General features: G+C 30.6%; 16 protein-coding genes. 11 read left to right on the top strand and 5 right to left on the bottom strand.

From position 1 onward, the window contains the following. Nucleotides 1-44: 44 nt before the first annotated feature. On the top strand, nucleotides 45-770 hold the full coding sequence (locus SIB45_RS03365) for a glutathione S-transferase family protein (protein WP_011862152.1): 726 nt from the start codon (nucleotides 45-47) through the stop codon (nucleotides 768-770). On the opposite strand, the gene SIB45_RS03360 is transcribed toward SIB45_RS03365, so the two are convergent. After that, nucleotides 757-1,464 carry a DUF6816 family protein gene (locus tag SIB45_RS03360; protein ID WP_011862151.1) on the bottom strand — a complete coding sequence of 236 codons (708 nt, stop codon included), beginning with the start codon at nucleotides 1,462-1,464 and terminating at the stop codon, nucleotides 757-759. The two genes, SIB45_RS03365 and SIB45_RS03360, sit on opposite strands and share 14 nt — an antisense overlap. A 1-nt stretch (nucleotide 1,465) precedes the next feature. On the opposite strand from SIB45_RS03360, the gene SIB45_RS03355 reads away from it, so the two are divergent. Further along, the gene (locus SIB45_RS03355) at nucleotides 1,466-1,723 is read left to right on the top strand and encodes a chlororespiratory reduction protein 7 (RefSeq protein WP_011375677.1); all 258 of its coding nucleotides are present in this window, start codon (nucleotides 1,466-1,468) and stop codon (nucleotides 1,721-1,723) included. On the opposite strand, the gene SIB45_RS03350 is transcribed toward SIB45_RS03355, so the two are convergent. After that, nucleotides 1,720-2,277, bottom strand: a complete 558-nt coding sequence (locus SIB45_RS03350) for a shikimate kinase (protein ID WP_011862150.1) — start codon at nucleotides 2,275-2,277, stop codon at nucleotides 1,720-1,722. The two genes, SIB45_RS03355 and SIB45_RS03350, sit on opposite strands and share 4 nt — an antisense overlap. A gap of 50 nt (nucleotides 2,278-2,327) precedes the next feature. On the opposite strand from SIB45_RS03350, the gene SIB45_RS03345 reads away from it, so the two are divergent. The 5 genes from SIB45_RS03345 to SIB45_RS03325 all read left to right on the top strand — a co-directional run bounded on the left by SIB45_RS03345 (nucleotide 2,328) and on the right by SIB45_RS03325 (nucleotide 5,678). Further along, on the top strand, nucleotides 2,328-3,254 hold the full coding sequence (locus SIB45_RS03345) for a 6-pyruvoyl trahydropterin synthase family protein (RefSeq protein WP_011862149.1): 927 nt from the start codon (nucleotides 2,328-2,330) through the stop codon (nucleotides 3,252-3,254). Continuing rightward, nucleotides 3,251-3,901 (top strand): dihydrofolate reductase family protein, encoded by a 651-nt coding sequence (locus tag SIB45_RS03340; RefSeq protein ID WP_011862148.1) that lies wholly within the window; start codon nucleotides 3,251-3,253, stop codon nucleotides 3,899-3,901. Before SIB45_RS03345 ends, SIB45_RS03340 begins: the two co-directional genes overlap by 4 nt. 17 nt (nucleotides 3,902-3,918) lie before the next feature. Beyond that, nucleotides 3,919-5,073 (top strand): GNAT family N-acetyltransferase, encoded by a 1,155-nt coding sequence (locus SIB45_RS03335; RefSeq protein ID WP_011862147.1) that lies wholly within the window; start codon nucleotides 3,919-3,921, stop codon nucleotides 5,071-5,073. 61 nt (nucleotides 5,074-5,134) lie between these two features. Further along, nucleotides 5,135-5,521: a DUF4346 domain-containing protein gene (locus tag SIB45_RS03330; RefSeq protein ID WP_011862146.1), complete on the top strand. Its 387-nt coding sequence runs from the start codon at nucleotides 5,135-5,137 to the stop codon at nucleotides 5,519-5,521. Nucleotides 5,522-5,585: 64 nt separating this feature from the next. Then, entirely contained in the window at nucleotides 5,586-5,678 is a 93-nt protein-coding gene (locus SIB45_RS03325) for a cytochrome b6 (RefSeq protein ID WP_011375671.1), read from the top strand. A 4-nt stretch (nucleotides 5,679-5,682) separates the two neighbouring features. On the opposite strand, the gene rimO is transcribed toward SIB45_RS03325, so the two are convergent. Beyond that, a complete protein-coding gene (gene rimO, locus SIB45_RS03320) occupies nucleotides 5,683-7,047 on the bottom strand; it encodes a 30S ribosomal protein S12 methylthiotransferase RimO (protein WP_011862145.1) in 1,365 nt (454 codons plus the stop codon). 104 nt (nucleotides 7,048-7,151) lie between these two features. Between rimO and SIB45_RS03315 the strand changes: the two genes are divergently transcribed. Continuing rightward, nucleotides 7,152-8,087 carry a vitamin K epoxide reductase family protein gene (locus SIB45_RS03315; RefSeq protein ID WP_011862144.1) on the top strand — a complete coding sequence of 312 codons (936 nt, stop codon included), beginning with the start codon at nucleotides 7,152-7,154 and terminating at the stop codon, nucleotides 8,085-8,087. Here SIB45_RS03315 and nadB read toward each other — a convergent pair. Further along, nucleotides 8,077-9,744, bottom strand: a complete 1,668-nt coding sequence (gene nadB, locus SIB45_RS03310) for an L-aspartate oxidase (RefSeq protein WP_011862143.1) — start codon at nucleotides 9,742-9,744, stop codon at nucleotides 8,077-8,079. The two genes, SIB45_RS03315 and nadB, sit on opposite strands and share 11 nt — an antisense overlap. Beyond that, nucleotides 9,744-10,511, bottom strand: coding sequence for a DUF3120 domain-containing protein (locus tag SIB45_RS03305; RefSeq protein WP_011862142.1), 768 nt, complete (start codon nucleotides 10,509-10,511; stop codon nucleotides 9,744-9,746). The genes nadB and SIB45_RS03305 overlap by 1 nt, the downstream gene beginning before the upstream one ends. A gap of 178 nt (nucleotides 10,512-10,689) precedes the next feature. Here SIB45_RS03305 and SIB45_RS03300 point away from each other — a divergent pair, with 178 nt between their 5' ends. The 3 genes from SIB45_RS03300 to SIB45_RS03290 are packed head-to-tail and all read left to right on the top strand — an operon-like array spanning nucleotide 10,690 to nucleotide 14,325. Next, nucleotides 10,690-12,069 carry a TIGR03279 family radical SAM protein gene (locus SIB45_RS03300; RefSeq protein ID WP_011862141.1) on the top strand — a complete coding sequence of 460 codons (1,380 nt, stop codon included), beginning with the start codon at nucleotides 10,690-10,692 and terminating at the stop codon, nucleotides 12,067-12,069. 25 nt (nucleotides 12,070-12,094) lie between these two features. Further along, the gene (locus SIB45_RS03295) at nucleotides 12,095-13,522 is read left to right on the top strand and encodes a TolC family protein (RefSeq protein WP_011862140.1); all 1,428 of its coding nucleotides are present in this window, start codon (nucleotides 12,095-12,097) and stop codon (nucleotides 13,520-13,522) included. A 2-nt stretch (nucleotides 13,523-13,524) separates the two neighbouring features. Continuing rightward, nucleotides 13,525-14,325, top strand: a complete 801-nt coding sequence (locus SIB45_RS03290) for an inositol monophosphatase family protein (protein ID WP_011862139.1) — start codon at nucleotides 13,525-13,527, stop codon at nucleotides 14,323-14,325. The last annotated feature ends 10 nt before the right edge of the window (nucleotides 14,326-14,335 follow it).

Here is a 14,335-nt window from a genome sequence, read left to right as displayed (position 1 = left end):
AATAGATTACTTTTTTAGCTAAGTTTTAACAAACATTAAACAGCATGATTACATTATATCAATTTAGGCATAGTGCTTTTTGTTTAAAAACAAGAATGGCTCTTCATGCAAAAAAACTACAATATCGAGTTGAAGAAGTAACACCTGGAATAGGCCAATTTGAAATCTTTAAATTATCAGGTCAAAAACAAGTACCTATAATCGTCGATAGTAATGATCAAATTATTAATGACTCTTCAACTATTTGTGAATATTTAGATAAAAAAAATGAAAACAATCCACTCTTTCCGGAGGATCCAATATTATTTGCACAATGCAAACTAATTGAAGACTGGGCAGATACTACAATGGCTACAACTTGTAGAAAAGCTTTAATAAAATCTGCAATTGAAAATCCACAACTAAGGACTGCATTACTTCCAGATGAAATACCTTCTTCAGTTAAAAGTATTGTTGATAAATTACCTTTTAAAAATCTTAGCAAAATTTCTAATGTAGTTTTGTCTTCTAAAGATAATTTAGAACTCCAAAAATTACTAGAAGCTTTATCAAAATCCTTGATCAACAAGAAATATTTAGTTGGAGATAGTTTATCAATCGCAGATATTTCAATTGCTGCTCAATTATCCCTTCTAAAATTTCCAAAGTCTGCAGGACCAATTCTTTCAGGAGAGGGAAGCCAAGAATACATAAACAACCCTTACTTAGAAAATCTTTTCATTTGGAGAAACAACTTAGAAGAATACCTTTTTAGTGCTAACTCTCAATAAATTCAAACTTCAATTTATATTTATTTGTTTTTATAGCACGAATAGAAGGATCACCAACTTTTGAACCATAAGAAGCTACATATTGCACTCCACAAATTGATGGTTTGATTGAATTATCAACTTCCAATATTTCTTCGGAACATTTTTGAAATTTAGTTATGGTCTCTACCTGATTAATCCTTGAAGCACCTGGCTTATGTGCTGTTTGAATAATTAGCTCATCTGCGAAAAAAATATCATCATCTTGGATCTGATTTCTCCCAGTAATTCGTGAATCAATATAAAAATCATCTTTTAAATAAGTAATTTGATTATTAATAGATTGAGGATCATTTACAACCTTTATTAAGGTTTCACCAAATATTGCTTTTCCAATAGATTCAGAATTTTTTGCACGATCACCAACAATTAAATCTGAATCATTCTTAAAGAAATTTACTTTATAAATAACTGGCTCTTCTGAATCATTAACTATATCTTGAGAAGTAACAAGCCAATTCCCCTCGAACCATTTAGGATAAATTAAATCCTTAGAAGTATCCGACAATTTAAAACTTGGTAAATATAATTCGGGCCATTGATTTACACGATTTTCCAAAAACTCTCTTACGTTAGAATCTACTAGAGCAAAAGAATTTTCTAAAAAAATTCCTTGAAAAATCAAGCAAAGAATTAATCCAAGAAGAATTTTCATTATGTCAAATCCACTAATAAGAGCATCAGATCATTATGTATTATTAGAGCCAGATTCAAAAGAAAAAATTGTATCTAAGCAAGAAGCAATTTTATGGTTGAAGAATTGGCTTAGTAAGACAGAAACACAAACAATATATCAAAATATAGAAGATCCTGATCAGGAATTTTTTGAAGAATTGTTGGAAAGCACTTATGAATTAGAAATAAAATTAGGATACGTTATCAAATGGTTTGCAGTAAGAATTGAACCAGATTAACTAATTATTTCTTTATTAATTGCATTAATTATTTTCAAAGCAACTTCTTCAATATTTTCTTTTTTTACTTGAATTCTTAAATCTGCTTGAGAATACAAATTTTCTCTAGATTGAAAAATGCTCATATATAGATCATTTAGATTCTTTCCCTGAAGAAGTGGCCTATTTTTAATTTCATTTTTCAATCTTTCAATTGCTATATCTTTGTCGAGATCTATCCAAGCAATTATTCCCTGTCTTAAGATTCCCCAGTTTTCCGATTTGGTAACTATTCCTCCCCCAGTTGAGATTACTAATGAAGGAATTTTGATAGTTTCTTTAAGACAGTTTGCTTCTAATTCACGGAAATTATCTTCTCCTTCATCATTGAAAATTTGATTGATAGATTTTTTTGCCAACTTCTCTATTAATGTATCTAAATCAATGTATTTATACTTCAATAATTCAGCCAGCTTCAAACCAGTTTGTGACTTGCCAGAACCCATCATTCCTATTAAAAATATGCTTCTGCCCTTGATGGTATGAACTGTTTTTTCGATAATGGATTGTTCCATAAAGACAAAAGCGTATTTAAAACCTTAAGATAGTATTATCGCAGACAGGTATGACTTCTACACAATCCAAACCATTACATGGAAAAGGACGTGAATGCGTCATAACTCGACGTGCCTGCTTTAGTTCTAGTCACCGTTATTGGCTTCCTGAAAAAAGCCCAGAAGAAAATTTATCTCTTTTTGGAAAGTGCAGTATTGCACCAGGACATGGTCATAATTATGAACTTATTGTTTCAATGGGTGGAGAACTAGACTCTGATGGAATGGTACTTAATCTCTCTGATGTAAAACACTCCATTAAAGATAAGGTTACTGGACAATTAGATTTTCGTTTTTTAAATGATGTCTGGCCTGAATTTAATGTTGATAATCAAGAGGGTATACTTCCAACAACTGAAGCATTAGTACAGGTGATTTGGCATCGTCTGAAGGATGATTTACCTCTTACAAGTCTAAGACTTTATGAAAACCCAAATTTATGGGCAGATTATTTTGGAAAAAACATGGAAGCATTTTTAACAGTACAAACTCATTTTGCAGCGGCTCATAGACTTGCAAAAGAAGAGATATCCTTTGATGAGAATAAAAAAATCTATGGGAAATGTGCCAGAGTTAATGGACATGGTCATAACTATCTTGTTGATATTACTGTCAAAGGAGACATTGATAAAAGAACAGGAATGGTTTGCGACTTATCTGCCCTCCAAGATACAATTAACGATTTAATTGTTGAACAACTAGATCATACTTTTCTTAATAAAGACATCGAATTTTTCCATAATTGCGTTCCAACTGCTGAAAATATAGCTTTATATATTTCTGATATTCTTAAAAAACCAATACATCAACTTGGTGCAACATTACACAAAATAAGACTCCAAGAGAGTCCAAATAATGCTGCAGAAATTTATGTTGATCAAAAGTTAACCAACTCATTGAAGTTGAAATTTGAAAATAGTTTAGTAACGCAAACTTGAGTATCCCAAGAGTAATAATTGTTATAGCATCAAGTCTTGATGGGAGAATTGCATTTCCTGGAGGTGGAGAATCACATCTTGGAAGCGATGAAGATAAAAAAATATTAAATCAAAACTTATCAATGGTTGACGCCACCATTTTTGGTTTAGGTACTTTAGTAGCTCATCAATCAACGTATCTGGTTAAAAATCTCAATGATAATGACGAAGTAAATATATCAAAAAGCCAACCAATTTCTATAGTTGCTTCAAATAGCAAAAAATTTAACAATAATTGGAAATACTTTCGTCAACCAATTAGAAGATGGCTAATAAGCTCAAGTAAAGTTGATAATTCGTCGAATAATGAATTCGAGAAAGAACTCTTTTTCGAAGATTCATGGGAAAAAACTTTAATTTCACTCAAAAAACAAGGGATAAATGATTTAGCTCTATTAGGAGGTGCAAAACTTATAAATTCATTTATAAAAGAGGATCTAATAACAGATATAAAAATTACAATAATTCCACGAATTATTGGAGGTAGATATACATGGATCCCTCCAGAACAAACAAATGCGATTTTTAATCTCGAAAGACTATGGGAAATAAAATCAATTAAAAATTTAATGAATAATGAAATCCATATTCATTACAAAAAAATTTAAGATAGATTTAATAATAGATGAACCAACCAATACATAAAGTTGAAGTCAAATTATCAATTAAAGAAATTTCCAAGGAGATATGGAATGAATTAGCCAATGGAATTAATAATCCATTTTATGAATGGACTTGGATTAAAAACCTTGAGATATCAAAAAGTGTTTCAAGAGAAACTGGTTGGCAGCCATTATATTTTGTTGCTGTTAAAAATGAAGAGATATTAGGTATTGCACCACTTTTTTTAAAAAATCATAGCTATGGAGAATTCATTTTTGACCAATCATTTGCAAGATTGGCTCAAGAGCTGAATTTAAATTATTACCCTAAATTAATTGGAATGAGTCCTTATAGTCCTGTAAATGGATATCAATTTCTTTATAAAAAAAATAAAGACAAGAACGAAATTACAAATTTACTTATAAACCACATCGAAAGCTTTGCGATTAAAAACAAAGTTCTAAGTTGTAATTTTTTATATATTGATGAAAGCTGGGGCAACCATCTTAAATCTTTGGGATACCATGAATGGATAAATTCCAGCAGTGAATGGAGGAGTAATGGAGAAAAAACATTTAATGATTTTCTTTCTAGATTTAACTCTAATCAGAGAAAAAATATAAAAAAAGAGAGGAAATCAATTACTAAACAAGATATTAAAGTAGAAATTTTTAATGAAGATGATATCAACCAAGAAATACTCAAAAAAATGCATAATTTTTATGAACAGCATTGCTCGAGGTGGGGAGTTTGGGGAAGTAAATATCTAACATCTACATTTTTCGAAACACTGGTTGATAATAAAAAAAATCTTTTACTTTTTAGCGCATCAAAACATGATTCAGATGAAATTTTTGCTATGTCGATGTGCGTTAAAAATCAAAACAACTTATGGGGTAGATATTGGGGTAGTCAAAAAGAAATATCTAATTTACATTTTGAATTATGCTATTACCAGCCAATTGAATGGGCAATAAAAAATGGTATCCATTTGTTTGATCCTGGAGCGGGTGGCAAACATAAGAGACGTAGAGGATTTTTTGCAAAAAGCACTATTAGCTTGCATAAGTGGTTTGACAAAAATATGGAAAATATAATTAGTCCTTGGCTAAATGAAGTGAATAAACAAACCGAGATGGAAATTGATTTTGAAAATAAATCTATACCCTTTAAATAAAAAATTATTCGGCTTTACCAAAGATTATATTAGTAATATAGTTTGAAATTAAATTCCTAAAATGGATTCAAGTCAAAGTTTAAATAGAAAAATAAAGATTGATAATAGTCTATCCAACCGATCTATAGACTTAGATCCAAACGGTTATTTCATTATAAAAGTAGATTTAGAAGAAAATAAAATAATTTTAGAGCACTTTCTAAATACTATTAATGATGACGGATATGCGCTTGACCCAGAAACAAATGAACCAATTAAATGCGACTCTCAAAATAAAAGAGTTTGTAATGAAGTTTTTGAAGGAATTAGTGCGAAACAACTTGGAATATTGATCACTGAACAAAGAAATGACTTAATAACAAGATTCGATCATGCTCTATATCTAGGCCGGGAACTACAAAAAGCAGAGGAATGTTTATACAAAAAATTACCATATATTCAAGATTAAGAAATTAAACGAAAAAATCTAATCTTTTCATCTGATGTTAAATTAAATAAAAATAAAAAAATTAATGAACATCATTTTCTATTTTGCATTTATTGGTTTTGGTTTTGGAGCTGCTTTCGCATTAGATAAGCTATTAAGAGCAGTTAAATTAATTTAAAAAACTACAAAATTTTAATAGTCTCTCCATATAAATCATATTCATCCGCAAAAGAAATATTTGCTTCAACAAATTTACCAATATAATTTTTCAAATCAATTTTTTCTTTAACAGATAAAATTACAGTTCCGTCAATTTCAGGCGCGAAATTGTAGGACCGACCAATTAATTCGTTATTATCTGATATTTGTTCTACCATAATCTTCATTTTTGAACCTACATATATCTGATTTTTTTCTCTAGAGATATTTTGTTGAACTGAAATAACGTTATCTTTTCTTGCCTCTGCAACCTCTGGAGATACTTTATTTGGCAAATGAAAAGCTGCAGTTCCTTCCTCAGGAGAAAAAATAAAAACTCCAACATGATCAAATTTATGCCTATCCAAAAATTGGAGAAGATGTTCAAAATGTTCTTTTTTTTCTCCAGGGAAACCAACAATGAGACTAGTTCTTAATACAGCAGATGGAATTTCTTCTCTAATTTTCTCCAAAATTGATTCATTCAAGGAAGCTTGCCAAGGTCTGTTCATACTCTTCAACACATCTGGATGACTATGCTGAAGTGGTAAATCAAAGTAAGGAACTATATTCTTTGAATCTTTGAAAGCTCTAATAACTTCATCAGTTAAACCTGTTGGATAAGCATAATGTATCCTTATCCAAGGAATTGGAACTTTAGAAAGCTCATTCAAAAGTTTGGCTAATGATGGTTTTCCATAAATATCTTGACCATAATTAGTTGTTATTTGACTAATTAAAATGATTTCTTGAATACCCTTTTTTGCAAGACTTTTGGCTTCTGAGAGTATAGATTCTATTGTTCTACTTCTTTGAGGACCTCTCAACTTAGGAATAATGCAAAAAGCGCAATTATAGTTGCAGCCTTCTGCAATACGAAGATAAGCAACAAATTTATTTTTATCTACAAAACGAGGCATTTCCTCATCTGCAATAAATTCCGGTATTTTTGAAACTTCATTAACTATTTCCCCTTTTTCTACTCTGTCTAAAACCTTGGCTATCTTTTGATAATCTCCTGTTCCAACCAAACCTTTTATTTCAGGGATTTCTTTTATAAGCTCATCTTTAAAATGCTGAGCCATACAGCCTGCAACTATTACTTCCTTTCCTTGATTTGTATATTCAAGAATTTTTCTAATAGATTCTTCTCTAGCTGTTTCAATAAAACTGCAAGTATTTACAACAACAACATTTGCATCATTTATATTACTGTCAACTTCATAACCCTCTTTATGTAATAAGCCTTGCATATGTTCAGTATCAACAAGATTTTTCTCACAACCAACATGACTGAATGCGATCTTAGATAGTTTTTTTTGTTTTACATTGAGACTATTTTGTTTCACAACTTAAAAAACAATAATTAAAAGATTTAAGCAGCATTTTTATATAACTATCATGCCAAGATAATATTAGGATAGATAATGTAAATAACAAACTTTCTTTTTGTATGTCCCTTAAGACTTTAAATAGAAGAAATAAAAAAGATTTGAAATGGCCAAAAATTATAATCGCAATCCTTAGCACTATAGGCATAGTTGATACAGGTTCGATTACTTTAAAAAACTGGGGATTATTTACTTCGCTTTCATGCCCAGGGATACAAAATGGTTGTGAAACAGTTTTAAACAGTCCTTGGGGTACTTTATTTGAAAATAATCAAGTTAATATACCTCTCTCATTAGCTGGATTTATAACATATTTATCAATATTATTTATCACAATAATACTCTCGCTTAATGTAATTTCCCCAAAAGAAAAACTAAATAAGTTTTTCTGGTGGCTAGTATTTCTAATTTCTTGTGCGTCATCAACATTTAGCTTTTTATTGATAAATATAATGTTTTTTAAGATTCAAGCATATTGCTTTTTTTGCATACTTTCAGCAATTTTATCGTTTTCTATCTTTATAATTTCTATGATTGGAGCAAAGTTCGAAAGTAGAGAACCTATGATTTTTAGAGGTTTCATTGTAGCCATTAGTGTACTGCTGGGAGGCCTAATTTGGTCAACAAGCGTTGACCCATCTAATGCTATTGATGTTGCAAACCCCACTGAAAATGTATCCCCAATAATTACCACTTCAAGCTCTCCCCAGAAAGTAAAGTTTGCAAAATTTTTAAGTGAAAACAATATTGTTATGTATAGTGCATACTGGTGCCCTCATTGCTACGATCAGAAACAATTATTTGGTAAAGAAGCAGTTAAAGAATTAAAAGTAGTTGAGTGTGCCAAAGATGGTAAAGATAATGAGTATGAGCTGTGCCAAACGAAAGGAATCAGTGGATTTCCTTCTTGGGAAATAAATGGAGAAATTATTAGTGGTACGCGTTCCTTAAATGAATTAGCAACAAAAACCGACTATCAGGGAGATCTTAATTTTTAATAAATCTTTTTTGAATTTTTTGATCTAACTGTTGTCTAGTATGGCATTCCCAATTTTTATCTTTATCAGGGAAATCATCTCTATAATGCCCTCCTCTACTTTCCTTTCTAAATAGACAAGCTTTTAATAAAGTTATGGTGGTTATTTGTCTATTCTTTAAATCAAGTAAAAGATTTAATGTTCTTCTATTGCGTTCACTAAGTTTTATTTTTTGATCAAATTTTATTTTTTCAAGACTATTTAGTAAATCATTTTTATTTAATTTATCTATATCATTTTGAATGTAATTTAAAAATTTACTCATATTTACCTTATTTCGAGATACACCTAAATTTAACCAGCATAGTTTTCTTAGTTCATCAATTTTTTCAGTAATTATAGAAATTTGATCTTCTGTAGGATCTTCAATATCAAACTCTTGAAATGATCTATCAAATTTTTCAACTTTAGAAAAGTCATTCAAAACAATTGAAGACATTTTTCTTGCGAAAACAAGACACTCCATCAGCGAATTACTTGCCAGTCTATTAGCACCATGCACACCTGTAGAAGCAACTTCTCCAACGGCATATAATCCTTTTCTTGTTGAAGATGCATTTAGATCAGTTTTAACACCTCCCATCCAATAATGAGCTGCAGGAGCTACAGGAATAACCTCATTTAAAGGGTTAACGCCATAATCCTGACATCGACTTAAAATCGTGGGGAAGCGCTCTACAATTTTTTCTGGGTCAATATACCGAAGATCTAAGCCAACATGATCTTCATCATTATCATGCATATTTTTCATAATTGCTCTACTTACCTGATCTCTAGTAGCTAGATCACGATTTTCAAGATTTTTAACTGGACTGTCACCATTTTTATCAACTAAAATCGCTCCCTCCCCTCTAAGGGCCTCAGATATTAAGAAGCAAGGTGCACCGTAAAATTTTAAAGCTGTTGGATGAAATTGTACGAACTCTAAATCTTCGATAGCAGCTCCTGCTTTCCATGCAAGAGCAATCCCTTCACCAGAGGATTGAGAAGGATTTGTTGTATTTGTAAATAAGTGCCCACCCCCACCTGTAGCCAAAACAACAGCTCTAGATTTAATCCAATATAAATTTGCTCCATCAAGAACCTGAACTCCTCTACATTCTTTATTTTCAATGAGAAGTTCAGTTACTCTTACACCCCTGCAGTGAAGAATATTTTTTTGATTCTCAATATGATCTTCTAGAACTTCAACTAATGCTCGTCCAGTACGATCCTTAACATGTAAAACTCTTCTTCGCGAATGGGCTGCTTCCAAGGTAGTAGCTAGTTGATCAGAACTTTGATCAAAAATCATCCCTAAATTCTGCAACCTTTCTACACAACTTGGAGCTTCTTTAACTAGCATTTCTACAGCTTGAAAATCACATAGTCCATCCCCTGCTTTTAAAGTATCCTCAGCATGAAGATCAAATGAATCATCTTGTCTAACAACAGATGCAATTCCGCCTTGAGCCCATCTACTGGAAGATGCCTTACTAGTATTTCTATTTAAAAGGAGCACTTTTAAATTTGAGGGTAATTCAAGACAAGTCATAAGGCCAGCAGCTCCAGCGCCTATAACGATTACATCCCAATTATTTATTGGTATCGGTTCTTGCGAAAATGGAGGCCTTAACATTAAACCAATCCACTAAAAGTGGGTTGCAGAATTGCTAAAACAATAAAAATACCATCAACAATTAATGTCGTTTGAATTACGTAACCAGAAACTAAGAGTGCTTTGCCATTAGTAGTATTAATTGTGCCAGAATCTAAAATTTCTTTTGAAATAAACCAAAGTATAAGAGCAACAAAAAAGATAATAGATAATGATTTTATTTGAATAAGACTCTCTGAAGTTTTTTGAAGAATCATAGGTGCATTTTCAGAATCTGCTGTAATTACCTGCCTCCATTGATCCATGATTCCGATTAAAAATATTGTAATGTCGGTAACTGCGGTTCCAAATAAAGAAGATATAAAAAAACTTGAACCTATTTTCCAATTAGTACCAAATCCAATTAAAGCTAGTGGGAGAACAACAGCTTCAACAGGTATGTGTAGGATAGGAAATGGGCTTAACCATCCCCAGAACAAACATCCACCGAGCCAACTACCTGATATACCAAGTAATAATGAACTGACAATAAACCACTTATTTGATGCTTTCTGATTCAAAACAATTGCCACTAAGACAATAACAAAAGTAAAACAAAGAGCACTTATTGGTTCTAATCTAACCCAAGGGGCTTGAACAAAAATAGGTAAAATTACAAAAAAAGAAGACCACAATCTTAAAGATATAGGATTTGATAAAAAACTATTTTCGTATGAATCAACTATCTCATTGGATTCATAGTTGAATTTATCTTTTACTTCTAAATTTTTTGTAATTAATTCTTTCAATGAAAAAGGTTATTTTAATTAATCTAAATCGTGTTTTAGAAAACTGCGAATGCTATATTTTAATAAACAAAAGGCCCATAATTTCACACCTATATTTAGTTTTTTAAAAGTATTTAATACACTTTGAGTCATATATAAGTTTAGAATAAATATAAACAAGAGTATTTGGCCTTAAATTGTGTGGCAAGAAATTAATTTAACAGAAGATCCCATTGATCTTTTAGTTCCTAATATTACTTATAAAATAAACCCTGCGGAAATTGAAAGTATTGAAGCTAATTCTATTGCTGAAGAAATAGGATTTGAATCAGGTGATTCAATTATTAGTATTAACGGAAAAAAACCAAGAGATTTAATTGATTATCAGATTCTGATTAGTGAAGAAATTTTAGACATATCAGTTTTAGATAAAAATCATGAAATTCACAATATAAATATTGAAAAAGATCAAGACGTTAATTTAGGTATAAATTTTAAAGATGCATTATTTGATTCAATAAAGCAATGCAATAATAGATGTCCATTTTGTTTTATTGATCAACAGCCAAGTGGTAAAAGAAAAAGTCTATATATAAAAGATGATGATTATAGATTAAGTTTCCTATATGGCTCTTATTTAACTCTTACGAATTTAAAAAAAGAAGACTGGGAAAGAATTGCTATGCAAAAACTATCCCCACTTTTTATTTCAGTTCATGCTACTGATCCCGCCATAAGAGAAAAATTATTAAAAAATAAAAAAGCAGGAGTGATACTTGATCAAATTTCTTGGTTTGAAAAAAACTCTATTCAAATACATGCTCAAATTGTTGTTTGTCCAGACATAAACGATGGAGATATTCTTGAGAAATCAATTTTGGAACTTGCTGAATTCTACAAAAAAAACTCTCAAACAGTACTTTCAGTCGCAATAGTTCCTGTAGGACTTACAAAATTTAGACCTGAAAATGATGGATTGAAATCAATCAGCCCAGAATACGCAAAAAAAACTATTAAACAAGTAGAGAGAATTCAAGCCTCTCTTCAAATTACTCTTGGGACTCGTTTTTGTTGGCTAGCAGACGAATGGTATTTAATTGCTGGTACAAATTTACCTAGTTACAAAACCTACGAAAATATGCCACAAGAATCTAATGGAGTTGGGACTATTAGAAACTTTCTAGAAGCATTAAGAGAAAAGACTCAAAACCTACCCCAAAAAGTAAAAAAGCCAAAAAAAGTTAGTTGGATTGTTGGTAAATTAGTGTATGAAGCCCTAATTCCCACAGTTAAGAAATTAAATTTAATTAATGGATTAACAATTAATTTATATGGTTTGCCAAGTATTTATTGGGGTCAAGATCAAGTTGTTACAGGTCTTCTTACTGGAGAAGATCTAATTTACGGGTTGAAAAATAAGGATTTAGGAGAAGCTGTTTACATACCATCTATTATGTTAAAAATTAATACTGATTTATTTTTAGATGATAAAAATATTCAAGAAGTTGAGACTCAAATAAATACTAAAATTCACGTTCTTGATGATTCAAATGATATTATTAATACTTTGATTGGTTAATCCAATATTTTCGAAATTATAAAAAATGCTTAGAAGAGTAATAAATCCTTTTTTATTATTACCACTTACTCTAAGTACGAATACGTTTAATGTTCTATCGAGCGAAACAAAAAATTACATAGATAATGTTTTAGAGGAAAAATTAAATATTACTTTTGTTGATTATCAAGAAATAGAAAAACTTGTATTAAATAATCAAGAATTAAAATCATTACAAAATCTAGTAGCCTCTGCAAGCTTTAATCTTTCCAGTCAAATTGCCAAAAGATACCCATCCCTAGATTTTCAAGCCAATGGGTTACCAAAATATGTCGCAGGCAAAAAGTACAATAGCAGTTCACCTACTTTAAAAACATCACAATTTACGGCTAATCCCTCCCTGAATATTAAATGGGATTTAATTGCTCCGCTAAGAGGATCTGAAATTAAAATTGCCAAAACAAATTACAAAATTGCAGAAAATAATTATGAGATTAAGAAAAAAGATTTAATTCAAGAAGCAAGAATCAGATATCACAAATACAAAAAGTCATATCAAGATATTCAAAATAAAAAATTCACACTTAATTTATCAACTACAAGTTTAAAAAATGCTAAAGCGAAGCTAGATGCTGGAATTGGTACAAAATTTGAAGTTCTTGAAGCAGAAGCTCAATTATCTCGAGATCAACAATCACTTAATGAAAAGAAAATAGAACATGAAATTAATAAAATTTCTCTTAAAGAGATCCTTAATGTTAAGGGAGATTTAGAAACTAATAAAGAGCAAAATCTTATAGGCTTTTGGAATCATAAATTGAAAAAAAATATTGATGAGGGTTTAGATAAAAATCTTTCCCTAAAAAACCTTATTTTTCAAACATCAATCAAAAAGAGCCAAGCAGAGAGCTTTTTAGCTCAAAATAGGCCAAATATCTATATCAGTAATTCATTATCTAGTACATTTTCAAAGGGTGACTCTTTAGCAACTAAAATCGACTCTGAAAAATCAGGATCTAATTATACAAATACCATAAGTCTAAATTTTGCATGGAGCATTTTTGATGGCGGACAAAATAAGAACTCCTACAAATCAAAAATAGCAGATGCAGAATCCGAAAAATATGTCTATGAAAATCTAAAAAATGTTTTAACCACAAGTATTAGTAAGGCCTATTTAAATCTTAAATTAAATGAAGAAAAAATAATCTCTTCTCTTAAAGAAATTGAATCTAGCAAAGAGTCTGTAAGGCTTACCAGACTTAGATATGATGTCGGAATATCAACTCTAAAAGATGTTCTTGTTAGGCAAAGTGAATTAAGTACTGCGAAATCAAAAAATATTAATGCAATATATAGTTACAATCTGAATATAGATGAATTAGAAAGATTAACTTTCCTTGATAAAAGTAAAAATTGTTTGAATAGTAATAATACTAAAATTAAAGATGCAGAGTCTATTTGCAATTTATAAAGATGAATCCAACAAATTTAACTAATACGCAGCTACGTAAATTAGATTCTTTATTTGAATTGGTTAGTCAACGCCAAACAAAAGATTTTGGAAATATTAGCGCCAGTAACAAAGCAGATGGCTCATTATTAACAAGTTGTGATTTATGGAGTGACAAAACAATCGTAGATGGCTTAGCTTCAATAGCTCCAGATGAAGGCGTCCTTAGTGAAGAAGGGCAAAAGCTAATTCCAAATTCAAAAGCTTACTGGGTTGTCGATCCACTCGATGGGACAACAAATTTCGCTGCCGGTATTCCTTACTGGTCTATATCTGTAGCAAGGTTCGTTGATGGTAAACCAGAATCTTCTTTTTTAATAATTCCTACATTGAAAAAAAAGTTTGTATCCATTAAAGGTAAAGGGGTTTGGTTAAATAACGAGAAAATCGATCCTAGCCAATATAATCGTCAAAGTGAATGCATTTCTTTATGTAGTAGATCAATAAAAATTTTACAAAAAAAACCAAACTCAGTATTTCCTGGCAAGATCAGACTCTTAGGTGTATCGAGTTTAAATCTTACGAGTGTAGCGATGGGACAAACTTTTGGAGCAATAGAATCTACCCCTAAGATATGGGATATTGCAGCAGCCTGGCTTCTATTAGAAGAACTCAATTGTTCTATAGAGTGGTTAGAAACAAATCCTTTAAATTTAATTCCAGGAGAAGACTTGAGCGATGTTAATTTTCCATTAATTGCTTGTAGATCTATTGAAAAATTTGAAATTTTAAAGCCATGGGGCAATTTATTATTAGCAAAATAGTTGCATGATA

Source organism: Prochlorococcus sp. MIT 1304 (assembly GCF_047305015.1).
Taxonomy (GTDB): Bacteria; Cyanobacteriota; Cyanobacteriia; order PCC-6307; family Cyanobiaceae; genus Prochlorococcus_A; species Prochlorococcus_A marinus_E.
This window is presented reverse-complemented; position numbering and strand designations above follow the sequence as displayed.